Below are 16,753 nucleotides of genomic sequence, written 5' to 3'. Positions count from 1 at the left end.
GGAAGATTCACGAACCGTTAGGAATTGCCCGCCCCGCGCCCCTCAGGTGCGGATGCGCCAGCCGGTGCGGAAGATCCACCACAGCACGGTCAGGCACAGGGCGGTGAAGCCCGCGATGGCCAGCAGGCTGAGGCCCACGGGCACGTCCGCCATGCCGAAGAACGACCACCGGAAGCCCGAGATCAGGTAGACCACCGGGTTGAACAGCGCGATGGTCTGCCACGTCTCGGGCAGCATCGAGATCGAGTAGAACGAGCCCCCGAGGAACACCAGCGGCGTGACGACCAGCAGCGGGACGAGCTGGAGCTGCTCGAAATTCTCGGCCCAGATGCCGATGATGAAGCCCAGCAGCGCGAAGCTGACGCAGGTGAGGACCAGGAAGGCCAGCATCGCGAACGGGTGCAGGATCTGCACCTCGACGAACAGCGCCGCCGTGCCCAGGATCACCGCGCCGATGAACAGCGCCTTGGTCGCAGCAGCTCCTACGTAGCCCGCGACGATTTCCAGGAAGTTCACCGGCGCCGAGAGCAGTTCGTAGATCGTGCCGATGAATTTCGGGAAGTAGATCCCGAAACTGGCGTTCGAGATGGCCTGCGTGATGACGCTCAGCATCACGAGGCCCGGCACGATGAACGCGCCGTAGCTGACGCCCTCGACCTGGTCGATGCGGCTGCCGATGGCGGCGCCGAAGACCACGAAATACAGCGAGGTCGAGATCACCGGCGAGACGAAGCTTTGCCCCAGCGTGCGGAAGAAGCGCGACATCTCGAACAGGTAGATCGCGCGGATCGCGCCGAAATTGATGCCGCCGCTCATGCCGCGCCCTCCTGCCGTTCGTTGACCAGCCCGACGAAGATGGTTTCGAGGCTGTCCTGCGCGGTGGAGACGTCGCGCACGGCCAGCCCTTCGGCCGTCAGGTCGGCCATCAGCCGCGCGATGCCGCTGCGCGTCGACCCGGTGTCGTAGGAATAGACCAGCGTGGCGCCGTCATCGGCCAGCGTCAGGCCGTGATGCGAGAGTGCGCCGGGAATCGCGGCGAGGGGCTGCGCGAGGTCGATCCGCAGCGTCTTGCGCCCCAGCCGCGCCATCAGGCTGGCCTTGTCCTCGACCAGCAGGATGCGGCCGGCGCTGATCACGCCGATGCGGTCGGCGATGGCCTCGGCCTCTTCGATGTAATGCGTGGTCAGGATGATGGTCACGCCGTCGGCCTTCAGCTCGGCCACGGTTTCCCACATGTCGCGGCGCAGCTCGACATCGACCCCGGCGGTGGGCTCGTCGAGGAACAGCACGCGGGGTTCGTGCGCCAGCGCCTTGGCGATCAGCACGCGGCGCTTCATGCCGCCCGACAGCGCGCGGATCGGCGTGTCGCGCTTGTCCCACAGCGAGAGCTTGCGCAGGATCGCCTCGATCTTCGCCTCATCCGCGGGCAGCCCGAACAGCCCACGCGAGAAGCGGACCGTGCGGATGACCTTCTCGAACGGCTCGAGGTTGACCTCTTGCGGGACGAGGCCGACCAGCCGGCGCGCGGCGCGGTAGTCGCGCAGCACGTCGTGGCCGCCGACCTCGATCGTGCCGCCGGTGGGCACCGCAATGCCGCAGACGGCCGAGATCAGCGTCGTCTTGCCCGCGCCGTTGGGGCCGAGCAGGGCGAGGATCTCGCCCTCGTGGATCGACAGGTCGACGCCCTTGAGCGCCTCGAAGCCGTCGTCGTAGACCTTGCGCAGGCCGGTGATGTCGACCATCGCCATGAGGTGTCTCCCGTTTGCGCCAACGTTGCTGCGTCGGGCGCCCCGGCGCAAGCCATCGTCACCGCACAGACCACCCGCAGCAGGCGCGCCGCCACGCGGAGTTCAGCGCGCCCTCGCGCATCTTTGGCTAGCGCGCGCCTTCGCGCACGGTGTCGATCATCAGCTGCACGTTCGCGGGGTCGGCATCGGGCGTAATCCCGTGGCCGAGGTTGAAGATGTGCGGCCCGCCCGACAGCGCCTTCACGATCCTCCGCGTCTCGCGCACCAGGTCCTCGCCGCCGGCCACCATGTGGCTGGACGCGAGGTTGCCCTGCACGCAGCCGTCGGGCTGCACGTGCTCGGCCACCCATTCGGCCGAGACGCTGTCATCCACCGCGACACAATCGGCGCCGGTGGCGGCGTGGAAACCGATATACTTGTCGCCCGCCTGGCGCGGGAAGGCGATCACCGGCAGGCCGGGATACCGGCGCTTGAGCTCCTGCGTGATGCGGCGGGCAGGCTCGGTGGCGTAGCGGTCGAATTCCGAGGCGGGCAGGCTGCCGGCCCAGCTGTCGAAGATCTTCACCACCTCGGCGCCGGCCTGCACCTGCTGCGAGAGGTACTCGATCGTGCCTTCGGTGATGCGGTCGATCAGCGCCTCGAACAGGGGGCGGTTCTCGGCCATCAGTTTGTGGGCGGGGGCCTGGTCGGGGGTGCCCTGGCCGGCGATCATGTAGGTCGCCACGGTCCAGGGCGCGCCGGCGAAGCCGATCAGCGTGGTTTCCGAAGGCAGGGCGTGCGCGACCCGGCGCACCGTCTCGTAGACCGGGTGCAGCGTGTCGTGGATGGCCGAGACCGGCTTCAGGGCGTCGAACCCGGCCTGCGTGGTCACGGTGGTCATCCGCGGGCCTTCGCCGGTAACGAACCACAGATCGACCCCCAGCGCCTGCGGCAGCAGCAGGATGTCGGCGAACAGGATCGCCCCGTCGAAGCCGTAGCGGCGGATCGGTTGCAGCGTGACCTCGGAGGCCAGTTCGGGGTTGTAGCACAGCGACAGGAAGTCGCCCGCCTGCGCGCGCGTGGCCTTGTATTCCGGCAGGTAGCGCCCCGCCTGCCGCATCATCCAGATCGGCGGCACGGGCAGCGTCTCGCCCGCCAGCGCGCGCAGGATCGTCTTGGTCATGTGGTGGTCCCTTCGGTGTCGCGCCATGCGTCCCGTGTCGCGCCGGCCATGTCAAGTCGGCCATTGTAAGGGCTGCGCCGCGTGGCTAAGCGTGGGCCATGACGCTTCGTTTGCCCTCCCCCGCCGCGCCGCTGAAGATCGGAACCCGCGGATCGCCGCTGGCGCTCGCCCAGGCGCACGAGACGCGCGACAGGCTGGCGGCGGCTTTCCACCTGCCGGGCGACGCGTTCGAGATCGTGGTGATCAAGACGACCGGCGACGACCGCTCGATGATCGCCGCCGATCGTCCGCTGAAGGAGATCGGCAACAAGGGCCTGTTCACCAAGGAGATCGAGGAGGCGATGATCGCCGGCCGCATCGACATCGCGGTGCACTCGATGAAGGACATGCCGACCGAGCAGCCCGCGGGGCTGGTGCTGGATTGCTACCTGCCGCGCGAGGACACCCGCGACGCGTTCATCTCGCCCCACGTGGACACGATCCACGCCCTGCCGACCGGCGCGGTGGTGGGCACAAGCTCGCTGCGGCGGCGGGCGCAGCTGCTGAATCGCCGCGCGGACCTGAGGGTGGTCGAGTTCCGCGGCAACGTGCAGACGCGCCTGAAGAAGCTGCACGACGACGTGGCGCAGGCGACCTTCCTGGCGATGGCCGGGCTGAACCGCATGAACATGACCGATGTCCCGAAGACCCCGATCGCCCCCGAGGACATGCTGCCCGCCATAGCACAAGGCGCCATCGGGATCGAAAGGCGCGCCGATGACGACACGGCGGCCGAGATGCTGGCGGCGATCCACGACACACCCACCGCCCTGCGCCTTGCGGCGGAACGCAGCTTCCTCGCCCGGCTCGACGGATCCTGCGACACGCCGATTGCGGGCCTGGCGGAACTGGACGGCGGCACCCTGCGCCTGCGCGGCGAGATCCTGCGCCCCGACGGCTCGCAATCGCACGCGGGCGAACGCAACGGTCCCGTGGCCGACGGCGCCGCCATGGGCAGCGACCTCGCCGACGAGTTGCTGGGACACGCCGGGCCGGGCTTCTTCGACTGGCGCGTCGCCTAGACCGCGCCCCGTGACGGGACGGCGGGCGGGGCGATGTACCGGCCGCAGGGCCGGAACGAGCGCCGTATCGTCGCCCCCCTCAGACGGTCAGCACCGTCTGCCCGGTAGTCTCGCGCGCCTCGAGCGCGCGCTGCGCCTCGGCCACGTCGTCGAGGGCGAACCGCTGGTCGATGCGGATTTCGACGTCGCCGTTGGCCACCTTCTCGAACAGCGCGGCGGCGATGGCCTGGCAATCCTCGTGCTTCGCGATGTGCGTGAACAGCGTCGGGCGCGTGATCTTCAGGCTGCCCTTCCCCGCCAAGGTCGCCAGATTGAACGGCGGCACGGGTCCCGAGGCATTGCCGAAGGAAATCATCATCCCCAGCGGCTTCAGGCAGTCGAGCGAACCATCGAACGTGTCCTTGCCGACGGCGTCCATAACCACGTCGACGCCCTGGCCGTCGGTCAGGTCGCGGACCTTCTGCACCCAGTCGCCATCGCGGTAATTGATGCAGACATCGGCGCCGTTTTCCTCGGCCAGGCGGCACTTTTCATCCGTGCCGGCGGTGCCGATCAGGCGGATGCCCTCGGACCGCGCCCACTGGCAGGCCAGCAGGCCCACGCCGCCCGCCGCCGCGTGGAACAGCACGGTGTCGCCCTTCTTGATCGGCGTCGTGCGCTGGAACAGGTAGACCACGGTCATGCCCTTCAGCATCATCGCCGCGCCCAGCTCGAAGCTGATCTCGTCGGGCAGCTTGCAGACCTGTGCGGCCGGCATCACCCGCGCCTCGGAATACGACCCCGGCGGCATCGACGCATAGGCGGCGCGGTCGCCTTTCTTGAGGTGCGAGACACCCTCGCCCACGGCCTCGACCACGCCCGCGCCTTCCATGCCCATCGCGTGCGGCAGGTCCAGCTTGTAGAGGCCCGAGCGCTGGTAGACGTCGATGAAGTTGAGTCCGCAATTCTCGTGGCGGATGCGGATCTCGCCCTTGCCGGGCGCGCCGACCTCGCGGTCGACGATCCTGAACTGCTCGGGGCCGCCATGGGCCTCGATGATGACGGTCTTGACCATTGTCCACTGTCTCCCTCTTGCGCGGCCGCATCGGCCGGCCATTTCCATCCGCGCGGCGTTCAGCCGGCATCTTCCTCTGCCGGCCGGTCGGCCGGCGTGATTATGCCCGGCCGGTCAGCCGGATTCCTTTTTTACCCGGCTGGTCAGCCGACGTTCAGAACGATCTTGCCGATATGCTCGGAGGCTTCCATGCGCGCATGGGCCTGCGCGGCATCCTCCAGTGCGAAATCGCGGTCCATCACCGGCGCCACGATTCCGGCGTCCAGCAGCGGCCAGACCTCGACGCGCAGGGCCTCGGCGATGCGCGCCTTGGCGAGGTCGCTTTGCGGGCGCAGCGTGCTGCCGGTGATCGTCAGCCGCCGGGCCATGACCTGGGCGAAGTTCAGTTCGGCCTTGGGCCCCTGCAGGAACGCGATCTGCACCAGCCGCCCGTCGTCGGCCAGCGCCTTCACGTTGCGCTTGATGTAGTCGCCGCCGACCATGTCGAGGATCAGGTGGGCGCCGCCCTCGGCGCGCAGGATCTCGACGAAATCCTCGTCGCGGTAATTGATCGCCCGCTCGGCGCCCAGCGTTTCGCAGGCCTTGCACTTGTCGGCCGTGCCGGCGGTGGCGAAGACGCGCGCGCCGAAATGGCGGGCCAGCTGGATCGCGGTGGTTCCGATCCCCGACGAGCCGCCGTGCACCAGGAACCGCTCGCCCGCCTGCAATCCGCCGCGCATGAAGACGTTGGACCAGACGGTGAAGAAGGTCTCGGGCAGGCAGGCGGCCTCGCGCAGGTCCATGCCCTCGGGCACGGGCAGGCAATGCGTGGCGCGGGTTGCCACGTATTCGGCGTAGCCGCCGCCGGGCAGCAGAGCGCAGACGCGCTCGCCCACGCGGGGCCAGTCGACCCCGTCGCCCACAGCGGCGACCTCGCCCGCGGCCTCGAGCCCCGGCAGGTCGGACGCGCCCGGCGGCGGGTCGTAGGCGCCGGCGCGCTGGAGCGCGTCGGGGCGGTTGACGCCGGCATGGGCGACGCGGATCACCACCTGGCCGTGGCCGGGCCGGGGGATCGGGCGTTCGCATTCCGTCAGCACCTCGGGGCCGCCGGGCTTCGAGATTTCCACCGCGCGCATCGTGTCGGCCATTCGCCACCTCCCATGTCGGGGGCGACCATGGCGCATCGCCCCGGTGACCTCAATGCCCCGGGGGCGGGGGACGTTCAGCCGCGCGGCCTGCCGCCCGGAACGCCCGCGTCGCGCCGGGGCGCGCGGATCCGCGAGGCCAGCCATTCCGGCCCCGCCATCAGCCCGCGCGTCAGGGGATTCTTGCGCATCTGCGCCTTCGCGCCCTCGATCCGCATGACGTCGTCGATGCGTCGGTCGAGGAAGGCCCAGGTGGCGTCGTTGTCGATCGAATCGTCGCCCAGCCAGTAGAGCACGGTCGAGGAATAGACCCCCGACAGGGTCGCGCGTTTGGAGTACCAGTTGAGGTCCTGCGACGTGTCGCCCAGCGCGGTCCAGATCCGGTCGGCGGTGCCCCAGATCAGCTTTGCCCCGTCCGCGGCATGCATCGGCAGCGCGAACAGCGTTGTGCCGCGGCGCACGACCTCGCGGTCGCCGGTCGCCTCGATCCTCGCGCGGACGGCAAAGGCCACGCGGTCGCGGAAGCGCATGGCGCCGAGGTCGGTCTCGGCGATGCGGGCGGCCATCGCGTCGTCGCCGCGGCGGTGATACGCGATCGCGAGGTCGACGGCGCCGCGCGGGAACAGCCCGCGCGCCACCGCCGGCGCGATGCCGGTGTCGCGGATCGCGGCGCGAAACGTCTCCTCGGACCAGCCGTCGAAGGGCACGTGAACCAGCGCCGCGTCCAGCAGCCTGTCCTCGGGTGTGTCGGTCATGGCGCTACTCCTGTCGGTGTCGTTTCGGCGGCGTCCGCCCGGTCTTGGACTGGACAACATGGCTTTCGATTGCTATAGGGCCACTTCCTGCAATTCCTTGCAACTCGAACCTAGAAAGGTGGTGACAACCACATGCAGGTCAGTGTTCGCGACAACAATGTCGATCAGGCGCTTCGTGCCCTGAAGAAGAAGCTGCAGCGCGAAGGCGTGTTCCGCGAAATGAAGCTCAAGCAGCATTTCGAGAAACCGTCCGAGAAGAAGGCCCGCGAGAAGGCGGAGGCGATTCGACGCGCCCGCAAGCTTGCGCGCAAGAAGGCCCAGCGCGAAGGGATGCTCTGAGCCCGCGCCAGCCGATTTGACGCTGAAAACGATGACGACCCCCGGGGCGAGAGCCTGTCGGGGGTTTGTCTTTTTAGGCGCCCGAAGTACGGGCTCGCGCAGATCTTTGCCCGAACCGGTTTTGTCCGGATCAATGCCCGGCGCGCATCGCCGCGCCCGTGCCCGCACCGGATCCACCCGAAAAATGACGACGGCCCGAGCGCGGTGCGATCGGGCCGTCCTGTTCAGCTCGTTCGGGTAGTCGGCGTCAGCCCGGGCCCATCATGAAGCAGGTCACCTGCCGCGCCTGCAGCCGGCGGCAGGCCAGTTCGGCGGTGTCGCGGGACAGGCCGTGGAAGGTCGCGTCGAAGCCCCGGTTGCTGTGCACCACCTTGCGCAGCGCGCCGTCCAGCGTCGCGGTTTCCGACAGCGCGGTGCGCAGAAGGATCTTCTCGGCGGCGAAGCGGCTGCCGTAGCGGCCCAGGTTGATGCCCCAGTGCCGCCCGCCCGAAGTGGACAGCCGTGTGACGATTTCCTCGTCCTGCGCGGGCGTCGCGGCGTCGCGCAACGCGGCGATGGTCACCGGGCGCAGGACCGGCGTTGTGATCGCGGCGGGCACGGCCTCTTCCACGGCCGCCTCGGCAATGGTCGCGCCGCCCGCCGTTTCGAGGGCGGCGTCGGTGGCGACCGATCCGGCGGCCATCTCGGTCGCGGCGTCGGTGGCGACGTCGCCGTCGGCCATCCCGAGTGCCGCGTCCACGGCCGTGTCGAGCGAGGCAAGCTCGACCGTTTCGGGCGCTTCCGGACCGGCCTCGGGTTGGATCGCGTTGGGGTCCGCGCGGACCACCTGAACGTCCGCGACGAGCGCCTCGATGTCGGTCTGCAGCGCCGCCACGAGCGGGGCGACCACCTGTTCGGCACCGGACCGGGCAAAGGGCCGCAGGCTGCGCGTCACCGCGGCACGGGCCACGCGAATCGTCTTGGCCTGCGCTCCGGATGCCGGGTTGGCACCATGCGCCACCAGCACGTCGCCCTGGTTGCCGAGGTAGGGCGGCTTGGCCGGGCGGTGAAGCGCCACCTGCGTCGCGGCGCGCTGGAAGCCGAGGTCCATCAGCTTTGCGACCTCGGCGTTGCGCGACGCGGTCGAGTTGCCGCCGAAGACCGTGGTGATGATCCGCTCGGAGCCCTTCTGGGCCGAGGCGGTCAGGTTGAAGCCGGCCGCGCGGGTATAGCCGGTCTTGATCCCGTCGGCGCCGGCATAGTCGCGCAGGAAGCGGCGGTTGGTGTGGTAGACCGTCTTGATCCCCGCATCCGCCGCCTGGCGCGAGAAGAGATTGTAGTACATCGGGTAGTCGTACAGCACGTGCCGCCCGAGAATGGTCATGTCGCGCGCGGTCGACAGGTGGCCCGACTCGGTCAGGCCGTGGGCGTTCTTGAAGGTGGTGTTGGTCATGCCCAGCGCCTTGGCGGTGCGGTTCATCCGCCGGGCGAAGGCCGCTTCGGAGCCGGAGATCGCCTCGCCGATCGCGGTGGCGGCGTCGTTGGCGGACTTCACCGCCGCGGCGCGCACCAGGTAGCGCAGCTTGATCCTCTGACCCGTGCGCAGGCCCAGCGCCGAGGGCGGCTCGGCCGCGGCGTTGCGCGAGACGGTCACCACCGTGTCCATCGAAATCTCGCCGTTCTGCACCGCCTCGAAGGCGATGTAGAGCGTCATCATTTTCGTCAGCGATGCCGGATGCAGCCGCGTGTCGGCGTTCTGCGAATGCAGCACTTCGCCGTTGCGCGCATCCATCACCATCGCCGCGTAGGGGGCCGCGATCGCGGCCATAGGCGCGATCAGCAACAGCCAGGCGATCGCGATCACATACAGGCCGGGCCGGCCCGTCTGCCAGTGACGTCCCGTCATGATTTCTGCCTTCTCTGCCTCGTTCCGCCAGGGTTGGTCCCCGGTCGGGTCTCCTGCGTCGGTCATCTTGGACCGATCTTCATTAAGCGCACGTTAACATGGCCGATGTGTGGCGGGAAGCGGGCAATGCGCCGAGGTCCGCGCTTTGGCCTTGAGGCCACAGCGCATCTGGTGGCCGGCGGATCGGCAAGCCCTTCATCCTGCGGGATCTTCTGGATCTTGTGGGTCATCGCAAGGCGCCCGTTAGACGAGGCGTTCAACCAGCGCGGGCAATTCCGCGAGATTTTTGATCGCATGGAACTTTTTGCTTGCCGGCGCATCGGCCTCTTCCAGCGCCCATCCCAAGTCGTGCGGAACGAAGACGCCGTGACCGCCCGCCTCCACCGCCGGCACCACGTCGGATTTCATCGAATTGCCCACCATCATCGCGGCCTCGGTCCCGCCGGGCAGGCCGCCGAAGATGCGCGCATAGGTGTCGGCGCGCTTGTCGGACACGATCTCGACCGCGTCGAACAACTCGCCCAGGCCCGATTGCGCGAGCTTGCGCTCCTGGTGGAGCAGGTCGCCCTTGGTGATCAGCACCAGGCGGTGATCGTCGGCCACCGCCTCGACGGCCTCGCGCGCGTGGGGCAGCAGTTCGATCGGGTGATCCAGCATCTCGCGCCCCGCCGCCAGAAGCTCGCTTATGACCGAGGACGGCACGCGGCCGTCGGTAACCTCGATCGCGGTCTCGATCATCGACAGCACGAAGCCCTTCACGCCGAAGCCGTAATGCCCGATGTTGCGCCGCTCGGCCGCCAGCAGCCGGGCGTCCAGATCGTGCCCCTCGGCGTGGTCGGCCAGCAGGGCGGCGAATCGATCCTGCGTCAGGCGGAAGAATTTCTCGTTGTGCCAAAGCGTGTCGTCGGCATCGAACCCGATCGTCCGCAGCTTTCGTGCCATATCTTCCCACCCCGCGGTTGCTGCCCCCCTTTTCGCACGCGGCCCACAGGTTATATAGGGTGTCCTGAAACCGCCATTTCCCGACCGCGGACCGACGCGACCGGGCAAGGACGAAGGCAAGCATGGACGCGACCCGCACGATGATGGCCACGATGGCCGGCACGCCTCCTCCGGGCGATCCGAGCGACGCCACCGGTGTCGCCGTCGACACCAAGCCGAAGACCAAGCGGCCGCCGCTTTACAAGGTGCTGCTGCTGAACGACGACTACACGCCGATGGAATTCGTCGTGCACGTGCTGGAGCGCTTCTTCGGCATGACCCACGCCCAAGCGTTCGAGGTGATGCTGACCGTCCACAAGAAGGGCGTTGCGGTCGTCGGCGTGTTCAGCCACGAGATCGCCGAGACGAAGGTCGGCCAGGTGATGGATTTCGCCCGCCGGCACCAGCACCCGCTGCAATGCACGATGGAAAAGGAATAGGCGCCGCGCGCCGCCCATGTCCTCACACAATCCAGACCGCCTGAGCCACGCGATCCAGGCCGGCCTTGCGCTACCGCCCGGAGGGCGCGTCGCGCTGGTCGCCCCGCTGCTCGACGCCCCCCTGCCGCCGGTGGACCCGGCGCGCCTAGCCATCGTGCAGCCGCTCAAGCCGGACCACGACATCTGGCGCGACCGTGGCATGAACGTCGCCACCGCGCTTGACGGGTCCTACGCCGCCACGATCGTCACCCTGCCCCGCGCCCGCGATCTGGCGCAGGACCGCATCGCCCGGGCCGAGGCGGCGACGCCCGGCGGGCTGGTGGTCGTCGACGGCGCCAAGACCGACGGGATCGAGGCGATGGTCAAGGCGCTGCGCGCAAGGCTGGCCGACGCGCTGCACGGGCCGGTCTCGAAGGCGCATGGCAAGGTCGTGTGGTTCGAGGCCGCGGGCGCGCTGGCCGACTGGATCCTTCCGGAGATGTCCCCCAACGCCGAGGGCGACATGACCGCGCCCGGCATCTTCTCGGCCGACGGCGCCGATCCCGGGTCGCGCGCGCTGGCCGAGGCGCTGCCCGCCCGCCTGCCCGACCGGGTGGCCGATCTCGGCGCAGGCTGGGGCTGGCTGTCGCGCGAGATCCTGAGCCGCGGCGTGACCGAGCTTCACCTGGTCGAGGCCGACCTGCGCGCGCTCGACTGCGCGCGGGCGAATGTCGACGATCCGCGCGCGCGTTTCCACTGGGCCGACGCCACCGCATGGCAGCCCGACGCGCCGCTCGAGGCAGTGGTGATGAACCCACCCTTCCATGCCGGGCGCAAGGGCGACCCCGACATCGGCAAGGCCTTCATCGCGGCCGCCGCGCGCATGCTGGGGCCACGCGGGCAGCTTTGGCTGGTCGCTAACCAGCATCTGCCGTATGAACCTGCCCTGACCGCCGCCTTCCGCGACGTGTCCGAAACGGGCGGCGACACCAAGTTCAAGATCCTCCACGCGGCGCGCCCGCATTCCGACCGGCGCGGCCGATCCACCCCAGGCACAGGCTGAGACCGAGATGAGCTTTTCCGTAGAGGGCAAGACCGCGATCGTCACCGGCGCGGCCAACGGCGTCGGGCTGGCCATCGCGCGGCACTTCGCCGCCAAGGGCGCCAACGTGATGTTCGCCGACATCGACGAGGACCGGCTCATCAAGGAGTGCGGCGAGCGCGACGAGGGCGACTCGATGCGCTATTTCGCCGGCGACCTGCGCGAGCGGCTGACCATGGCGAACCTGCTGTCGGCGACGCTGGACGCGTTCGACCGGGTCGACATCCTCGTGAACGGGTCGCGGCAGATGCTGACCTCGGATCCGCTGGACCTGGACGACACGTCGATCGAGTTGATGCTGTCGCAGAACATGATGACCGCGCTGCGCCTGAGCCAGCTGGTCGCCAAGCGGATGATCAAGCAGGCCGAGGGCCAGGAGCGCGGCCAGGTTGGCGCCATCGTGAACCTTTCGTCGATCGCCGCGCGGCGCACGCATCCGTCGCTGCTGGGCTACTCGATCTCGTGCGCGGCGATGGACCAGATGACCCGCGGCATGGCCGTGGCTCTGGCGCCCGAGCGCATCCGCGTCAACGCCGTGGCCTTCGGGTCGGTCATGTCGACCAGCCTCAAGGACACGCTGCGCGACAACCGCGACTATCGATCCGACATCGAGGATCACACGCCGCTGGGCCGCATCGCCGCCCCCGGCGAGCTGGCCGAGGCAGTCCAGTTCCTGACGTCGGAAAGCGCGGGCTTCATGACCGGGCAGATCATCACCGTCGATGGCGGCCGAACGCTGGTCGACCCGGTGGCGGCGCCGGCGCACTGAGCGGCCGGCGCGCGGGTTCGGGCGGCGGAGCGGGGCGCTGCCCCTCACGCTTCGCGGAATATGTGCGGCCAGAAGAGGATGCGGGCGCGCGCGGTCGCGTTGCGGGGCGGAAACGTCGCAGCTAGGGTGGCCGAAACTGCAGGGGCACCCCGATGAAAGACGCCTTCGATACCGAAAAATCCCGCGCGGCCGGCTGGTTCCGGGAGTTGCGCGACCAGATCGTCGCGGCATTCGAGGGGCTGGAGGACAGCCACGACACCGGGCCGTTCAGCGACAGGACGCCGGGGCGGTTCGAGGTGACGAAGACGCAGCGCAGGGCCGAGGACGGCTCGGATGCCGGCGGCGGGCTGATGAGCGCGATGCGCGGCGCGCGGGTCTTCGAGAAGGTCGGCGTCAACGTCTCCGAGGTCTACGGCACGCTGGGCGACGCGGCGCAGAAGGCGATGGCCGCGCGCGGCATCCCGGGCATGGACAGCGACCCGCGCTTCTGGGCCAGCGGGATCAGCCTCGTCGCCCACATGCAGAACCCGCACGTCCCGGCGGTGCACATGAACACGCGGATGTTCTGGACGCCGCATGCGTGGTGGTTCGGCGGCGGGTCGGACCTGAACCCGTGCCTGGAATACGCCGAGGATACCGAGCATTTCCACGCGACCCAGAAGGCGCACCTGGACCCGCATGGCGAGGATCACTACCCCAGGCTCAAGGCCTGGGCGGACGAGTATTTCTACATCCCCCACCGGAACCGGGCGCGGGGCGTGGGCGGGATCTTCATGGACGACCGGAACTCGGGCGACTGGGAGGCGGATTTCGCGCTGACGCAGGATATCGGGCGGGCCTTCCTGCCGGCCTTCCTGCCGCTGGTCGAAAAGCGGCGGGTGCAGGACTTCTCGGAGGCGGACAAGGACGCGCAGCTGGTCCACCGGGGGCTCTATGCCGAGTATAATCTGGTCTACGACCGGGGGACCAAGTTCGGGCTGGCGACGGGGCACGATGCCAATGCGGTGCTGATGAGCCTGCCGCCGATGGCGAAGTGGGTCTGAGACGGCCGAGCGGGTGTCCCACGGTGGGACAGGATCGCGCCTCAGGAAAATCAATGGCTTGCAGAGACCGATTCGCGAAGCGTTAGGGTTTCGGGGGATTTGGCGCCGCTCCGGACGGGGATCTTGCGCGTGGTGCGGGTCCGCTCCGGCCATGCGCCCGGGCTGCGCGCGAGGCCGTTCGGCGGGTAAGCCACGCCGACGGCGAGCGTCGGATCCACGGGTACGCCCCCTCCGGAAACCACCTAGACCTTGCGCCAGTCTCCGGAGGCGAGGCCGTCGAGGCTCCAGTCGCCGACCTGCCAGCGGACGAGCCGCAGGCAGGGCAGACCCACATGCGCGGTCATGCGGCGCACCTGGCGGTTGCGCCCCTCGGTGATAGTGAGGCGCAGCCACGCGTCGGGCACGGTCTTGCGCGCGCGGACGGGCGGGTCGCGGGGCCACAGGTCGGGCGGGGCGATGGCCTCGGCCTGCGCGGGGCGGGTGGGGCCGTCCTTCAGGGTCACGCCGCGGCGGAGCGCGTCGAGCTGCGCGTCTGACGGCGTGCCCTCGACCTGCACGAGGTAGGTCTTGCGGCGCTTGAACCTGGGCGAGGCGATGCGCGCCTGCAGCCTGCCGTCGTCGGTCAGGATCATCAGGCCCTCGGAATCGCGATCGAGTCGCCCTGCGGGATAGACGCCCGGCACGTCGATGTAATCCGACAGCGTGGCGCGCGGGCTGCCTTCGGTGCCGCGATCGGTGAATTGCGACAGCACGTTCATCGGCTTGTTGAACAGGATCACGGTCATCGGGGCGGGCCCCGGCGTTCCGCGAAGAAGGCGCGCAGCAGGGCGGCCGAGGCCTCGGCGGCGATGCCGTCGTAGATCTCGGGCGCGTGGTGGGCCTGGGGATGCGCGAAGACGCGCGCGCCGTGGGCGACGCCGCCGGATTTCGGATCGTCGGCACCGTAATACAGCCGCCCGATCCGCGCGGCGGCGATGGCGGCGGCGCACATCGCGCAAGGTTCCAGAGTCACGTAGAGGTCGCAGCCGGTCAGCCGCTCCTGCCCCAGGGCGGCGCAGGCGGCGCGGATCACCAGCATCTCGGCATGGGCGGTGGGGTCGTTCAGTTCGCGCGTGCGGTTGCCGGCGACGGCCAGCACGCCGCCGGGGCCGACGAGCACGGCGCCGACGGGCACCTCGCCGCGGTCGGCGGCGGCGCGGGCCTGGTCCAGCGCGCGATCCATGTGAGAGGCGAAGCGCATGAGCCCCCTATAGCGCCGCAGCGGCGCAGGCCGAACCCCCTTCTTTCGGGCGCGCGGATGCTTTAGAGCGCGGGGGATGAGCCAAACGCCCCCCTCCTCGCCGCCCGGCGACCGAATCGCAAAGGTGATCGCCCGCGCCGGCGTCGCCTCGCGCCGCGAGGCCGAGCGCCTGATCGAAGAGGGGCGCGTCACCGTCAACGGCAAGGTCGTCGACCGCGCGGCGCTGAACGTGACCGCGAAGGACAAGGTCGAGGTCGACGGCAAGCCGCTGAGTGCGCCCGCGGCGCCCCGGCTGTGGCTGTATCACAAGCCCACGGGGCTGGTGACGACCACGAAGGACGAACAGGGCCGGCCGACGATCTACGACGACCTGCCCGAGGACATGCCCCGCGTGATGAGCATCGGGCGGCTGGACCTCAACTCCGAGGGGCTGCTGCTGCTGACCAACGACGGCGGGATCAAGCGGCGGCTGGAGCTTCCGTCGACCGGGTGGCTGCGGCGCTACCGGGTGCGCGTCAACGGCCGGCCGACCGACGCCATGCTGGAGCCGCTGCGCACCGGGCTGGTGGTGGACGGGCAGCGATTCCAGCCGATGGTGGTGGGAATCGACCGCCAGCAGGGCGCGAACGCCTGGCTGACGGTGGGCCTGCGCGAGGGCAAGAACCGCGAGGTGCGCCGCGCGATGATGGATATCGGGCTGACGGTGAACCGGCTGATCCGGGTGTCCTACGGCCCCTTCCAGCTGGGCCAGCTGAAAGCGGGCGCGGTCGAGGAAGTGCGCGGCCGCGTGCTGCGCGACCAGCTGGGGCTGGAGCCGGACAAGGACGACACCGGCACCGCCAAGGCGGCCAAGGGCGCGCCGCGCCGGCGCGTGACTCGGACGCCCCGCAAGCCCTCGGGCCGTTAACACCCCGTTAACAAACCCCTGTTTTGACCGGCCCTTGCCGCGTTTTCGCCCGGTTTGGCGGGAATCCATGGTGGCATGGCTATCACGATCATCGCATTGGGCACGGCGCTCTTCTCCGGATATCTGGTCCTGACCGGGCTGCCGGGGGTGTTGCGGGACACGGCGCAGGTTCTGGCGGGAACGCTGGGAACGCGCGGCGGGCGGGCGTCCAGCCTGGCCTTCGCGGCGCTGTGGCTGATGATCTTCATCCTGGGCATGGCATGAAGGCCCCGGCGCTGATCCCTTCGCTGCGCTTCGTGACGCGCGGCGACGCCGTCGAGGGGCGGCTTGGCCTGCTGCTTCTGGCGGCGCTGCCGCTGGTGGTCTGGGCGCTGCACGGCAGCCAGGCGATGCAGCTGAGCGCGCTGGTCCTGGCGGTGGTGCTGATCCTCGCGGTGCGGCTGATCGCGCGCGGCCAGCGGATCGCGCGCGCCTACGCGGCGGCGCGGCTGGCGGCGGCGCCGCGGGTGCCGCGCAAGATCATCGGCGCGCTGCTGATCGGGCTGGTCGTGGGCACGCTGGCGCTGCACCGGTTCGGTTCGGGCCGGGTCGCTGCCGTGTTCGGGCTGCTGGCCGCGGCGCTGGCGCTGATCTCGTTCGGGCCGGACCCGCTGCGCGACAAGACGGCAACCGACTGCCCCGAGGCGGGTGCCGGCGACCGGCGCCGCCCGCTGCTGATCGCGCTGGAATCGGCCCTGGCCGATGCCGAGGCGCGCGTGCTGTCGCTGGACGACCCCCAGCTGGCGCACGAGACCACCGCCTTCGCCGACCACGTGGCGGCGACGCTGCACCGCGCGGCACGGCAGGATCGCGCGCGGATCGACCGGATGGAGCCGCTGCTGACCGACCTGCAGCACCGGCTGGCCGCCGAGATCGCGCGCCTGGAAGAGGGCGATCGCGGGCCTTTCGCGTCGCGTCGGTACGTCGAGCGGCTGGCCCTGATGCGCGAGGCGGTCGACACGTGGATCACGGACGACGCCGAAAGCGCCGCCGCCCCCTCGGTGCGCGCGCCAGGCGGCGGCGGAGAGACGCTGGCCGCCTGACGCGGTCCGCCCCGCGCTGCTGACGGCGAGCGTCGTCGGCACTGGCAAGCGGGGCCGGGAATCCCTACGTTCAGGGCATCGA

At 69.8% G+C, this 16,753-nt stretch carries 19 protein-coding genes; 9 read left to right on the top strand and 10 right to left on the bottom strand.

Going from position 1 to position 16,753, the window contains the following annotated elements:
- Window positions 1-42: 42 nt before the first annotated feature.
- From BLW27_RS07515 to hemE, 3 genes are all read right to left on the bottom strand, one after another.
- Entirely contained in the window at window positions 43-804 is a 762-nt protein-coding gene (locus BLW27_RS07515; protein WP_089881925.1) for an ABC transporter permease, read from the bottom strand.
- Between the two features lie 8 nt (window positions 805-812).
- On the bottom strand, window positions 813-1,748 hold the full coding sequence (locus tag BLW27_RS07510) for an ABC transporter ATP-binding protein (RefSeq protein WP_089881724.1): 936 nt from the start codon (window positions 1,746-1,748) through the stop codon (window positions 813-815).
- A gap of 127 nt (window positions 1,749-1,875) precedes the next feature.
- On the bottom strand, window positions 1,876-2,910 hold the full coding sequence (hemE, locus tag BLW27_RS07505; RefSeq protein WP_089881721.1) for a uroporphyrinogen decarboxylase: 1,035 nt from the start codon (window positions 2,908-2,910) through the stop codon (window positions 1,876-1,878).
- Window positions 2,911-3,008: 98 nt separating this feature from the next.
- Between hemE and hemC the strand changes: the two genes are divergently transcribed.
- On the top strand, window positions 3,009-3,971 hold the full coding sequence (gene hemC, locus BLW27_RS07500; RefSeq protein WP_089881718.1) for a hydroxymethylbilane synthase: 963 nt from the start codon (window positions 3,009-3,011) through the stop codon (window positions 3,969-3,971).
- Window positions 3,972-4,050: 79 nt separating this feature from the next.
- Here the strand turns inward: hemC and BLW27_RS07495 are convergent, their stop codons facing one another.
- From BLW27_RS07495 to BLW27_RS07485, 3 genes are all read right to left on the bottom strand, one after another.
- Window positions 4,051-5,025, bottom strand: a complete 975-nt coding sequence (locus tag BLW27_RS07495; protein WP_089881715.1) for a quinone oxidoreductase family protein — start codon at window positions 5,023-5,025, stop codon at window positions 4,051-4,053.
- 143 nt (window positions 5,026-5,168) lie between these two features.
- Window positions 5,169-6,152 carry an NAD(P)H-quinone oxidoreductase gene (locus BLW27_RS07490; protein ID WP_089881712.1) on the bottom strand — a complete coding sequence of 328 codons (984 nt, stop codon included), beginning with the start codon at window positions 6,150-6,152 and terminating at the stop codon, window positions 5,169-5,171.
- 74 nt (window positions 6,153-6,226) lie between these two features.
- Window positions 6,227-6,904 (bottom strand): COQ9 family protein, encoded by a 678-nt coding sequence (locus tag BLW27_RS07485; protein ID WP_089881709.1) that lies wholly within the window; start codon window positions 6,902-6,904, stop codon window positions 6,227-6,229.
- Window positions 6,905-7,036: 132 nt separating this feature from the next.
- Between BLW27_RS07485 and rpsU the strand changes: the two genes are divergently transcribed.
- Window positions 7,037-7,243, top strand: a complete 207-nt coding sequence (rpsU, locus tag BLW27_RS07480; protein WP_008207378.1) for a 30S ribosomal protein S21 — start codon at window positions 7,037-7,039, stop codon at window positions 7,241-7,243.
- Window positions 7,244-7,490: 247 nt separating this feature from the next.
- On the opposite strand, the gene BLW27_RS07475 is transcribed toward rpsU, so the two are convergent.
- On the bottom strand, window positions 7,491-9,128 hold the full coding sequence (locus BLW27_RS07475; RefSeq protein WP_245710808.1) for a D-alanyl-D-alanine carboxypeptidase family protein: 1,638 nt from the start codon (window positions 9,126-9,128) through the stop codon (window positions 7,491-7,493).
- Window positions 9,129-9,371: 243 nt separating this feature from the next.
- A complete protein-coding gene (locus BLW27_RS07470; protein ID WP_089881706.1) occupies window positions 9,372-10,070 on the bottom strand; it encodes an HAD family hydrolase in 699 nt (232 codons plus the stop codon).
- A 122-nt stretch (window positions 10,071-10,192) separates the two neighbouring features.
- On the opposite strand from BLW27_RS07470, the gene clpS reads away from it, so the two are divergent.
- From clpS to hemF, 4 genes are all read left to right on the top strand, one after another.
- A complete protein-coding gene (clpS, locus tag BLW27_RS07465) occupies window positions 10,193-10,549 on the top strand; it encodes an ATP-dependent Clp protease adapter ClpS (RefSeq protein ID WP_089881702.1) in 357 nt (118 codons plus the stop codon).
- Window positions 10,550-10,565: 16 nt separating this feature from the next.
- Entirely contained in the window at window positions 10,566-11,591 is a 1,026-nt protein-coding gene (locus tag BLW27_RS07460) for a class I SAM-dependent methyltransferase (protein WP_089881699.1), read from the top strand.
- Between the two features lie 7 nt (window positions 11,592-11,598).
- Entirely contained in the window at window positions 11,599-12,399 is an 801-nt protein-coding gene (locus BLW27_RS07455) for an SDR family NAD(P)-dependent oxidoreductase (RefSeq protein WP_089881696.1), read from the top strand.
- A 152-nt stretch (window positions 12,400-12,551) separates the two neighbouring features.
- Window positions 12,552-13,442: an oxygen-dependent coproporphyrinogen oxidase gene (hemF, locus tag BLW27_RS07450; RefSeq protein ID WP_089881693.1), complete on the top strand. Its 891-nt coding sequence runs from the start codon at window positions 12,552-12,554 to the stop codon at window positions 13,440-13,442.
- A 242-nt stretch (window positions 13,443-13,684) separates the two neighbouring features.
- Here the strand turns inward: hemF and BLW27_RS07445 are convergent, their stop codons facing one another.
- Together BLW27_RS07445 and BLW27_RS07440 are read right to left on the bottom strand one after the other, a co-directional pair.
- Window positions 13,685-14,227, bottom strand: a complete 543-nt coding sequence (locus BLW27_RS07445) for a pseudouridine synthase (protein ID WP_089881690.1) — start codon at window positions 14,225-14,227, stop codon at window positions 13,685-13,687.
- The gene (locus BLW27_RS07440; RefSeq protein ID WP_089881687.1) at window positions 14,224-14,682 is read right to left on the bottom strand and encodes a nucleoside deaminase; all 459 of its coding nucleotides are present in this window, start codon (window positions 14,680-14,682) and stop codon (window positions 14,224-14,226) included. Before BLW27_RS07440 ends, BLW27_RS07445 begins: the two co-directional genes overlap by 4 nt.
- A gap of 76 nt (window positions 14,683-14,758) precedes the next feature.
- Here BLW27_RS07440 and BLW27_RS07435 point away from each other — a divergent pair, with 76 nt between their 5' ends.
- From BLW27_RS07435 to BLW27_RS07425, 3 genes are all read left to right on the top strand, one after another.
- Window positions 14,759-15,589, top strand: a complete 831-nt coding sequence (locus BLW27_RS07435; protein ID WP_089881684.1) for a pseudouridine synthase — start codon at window positions 14,759-14,761, stop codon at window positions 15,587-15,589.
- Between the two features lie 75 nt (window positions 15,590-15,664).
- On the top strand, window positions 15,665-15,853 hold the full coding sequence (locus BLW27_RS07430; RefSeq protein WP_089881681.1) for a hypothetical protein: 189 nt from the start codon (window positions 15,665-15,667) through the stop codon (window positions 15,851-15,853).
- A complete protein-coding gene (locus tag BLW27_RS07425) occupies window positions 15,850-16,671 on the top strand; it encodes a hypothetical protein (RefSeq protein ID WP_089881678.1) in 822 nt (273 codons plus the stop codon). The genes BLW27_RS07430 and BLW27_RS07425 overlap by 4 nt, the downstream gene beginning before the upstream one ends.
- Window positions 16,672-16,753: the final 82 nt, after the last annotated feature.

Source organism: Citreimonas salinaria (genome assembly GCF_900107235.1).
In the GTDB taxonomy this organism is placed as follows: domain Bacteria; phylum Pseudomonadota; class Alphaproteobacteria; order Rhodobacterales; family Rhodobacteraceae; genus Citreimonas; species Citreimonas salinaria.
The sequence above is the reverse complement of the archived record's forward strand: the minus strand, read 5'-3'. Positions and strand labels throughout refer to the sequence as shown.

Bases quoted from the DNA above. Each gene is read 5' to 3' on its own strand.
- BLW27_RS07475 (WP_245710808.1), bottom strand. From the start codon at position 9,128: ATGACGGGACGTCACTGGCAGACGGGCCGGCCCGGCCTGTATGTGATC.
- BLW27_RS07495 (WP_089881715.1), bottom strand. From the start codon at position 5,025: ATGGTCAAGACCGTCATCATCGAGGCCCATGGCGGCCCCGAGCAGTTC.
- clpS (WP_089881702.1), top strand. From the start codon at position 10,193: ATGGACGCGACCCGCACGATGATGGCCACGATGGCCGGCACGCCTCCT.
- hemF (WP_089881693.1), top strand. From the start codon at position 12,552: ATGAAAGACGCCTTCGATACCGAAAAATCCCGCGCGGCCGGCTGGTTC.
- BLW27_RS07485 (WP_089881709.1), bottom strand. From the start codon at position 6,904: ATGACCGACACACCCGAGGACAGGCTGCTGGACGCGGCGCTGGTTCAC.
- BLW27_RS07490 (WP_089881712.1), bottom strand. From the start codon at position 6,152: ATGGCCGACACGATGCGCGCGGTGGAAATCTCGAAGCCCGGCGGCCCC.
- BLW27_RS07430 (WP_089881681.1), top strand. From the start codon at position 15,665: ATGGCTATCACGATCATCGCATTGGGCACGGCGCTCTTCTCCGGATAT.
- BLW27_RS07470 (WP_089881706.1), bottom strand. From the start codon at position 10,070: ATGGCACGAAAGCTGCGGACGATCGGGTTCGATGCCGACGACACGCTT.
- BLW27_RS07435 (WP_089881684.1), top strand. From the start codon at position 14,759: ATGAGCCAAACGCCCCCCTCCTCGCCGCCCGGCGACCGAATCGCAAAG.
- BLW27_RS07440 (WP_089881687.1), bottom strand. From the start codon at position 14,682: ATGCGCTTCGCCTCTCACATGGATCGCGCGCTGGACCAGGCCCGCGCC.
- rpsU (WP_008207378.1), top strand. From the start codon at position 7,037: ATGCAGGTCAGTGTTCGCGACAACAATGTCGATCAGGCGCTTCGTGCC.
- BLW27_RS07455 (WP_089881696.1), top strand. From the start codon at position 11,599: ATGAGCTTTTCCGTAGAGGGCAAGACCGCGATCGTCACCGGCGCGGCC.
- BLW27_RS07510 (WP_089881724.1), bottom strand. From the start codon at position 1,748: ATGGCGATGGTCGACATCACCGGCCTGCGCAAGGTCTACGACGACGGC.
- BLW27_RS07425 (WP_089881678.1), top strand. From the start codon at position 15,850: ATGAAGGCCCCGGCGCTGATCCCTTCGCTGCGCTTCGTGACGCGCGGC.
- hemE (WP_089881721.1), bottom strand. From the start codon at position 2,910: ATGACCAAGACGATCCTGCGCGCGCTGGCGGGCGAGACGCTGCCCGTG.
- hemC (WP_089881718.1), top strand. From the start codon at position 3,009: ATGACGCTTCGTTTGCCCTCCCCCGCCGCGCCGCTGAAGATCGGAACC.
- BLW27_RS07445 (WP_089881690.1), bottom strand. From the start codon at position 14,227: ATGACCGTGATCCTGTTCAACAAGCCGATGAACGTGCTGTCGCAATTC.
- BLW27_RS07460 (WP_089881699.1), top strand. From the start codon at position 10,566: ATGTCCTCACACAATCCAGACCGCCTGAGCCACGCGATCCAGGCCGGC.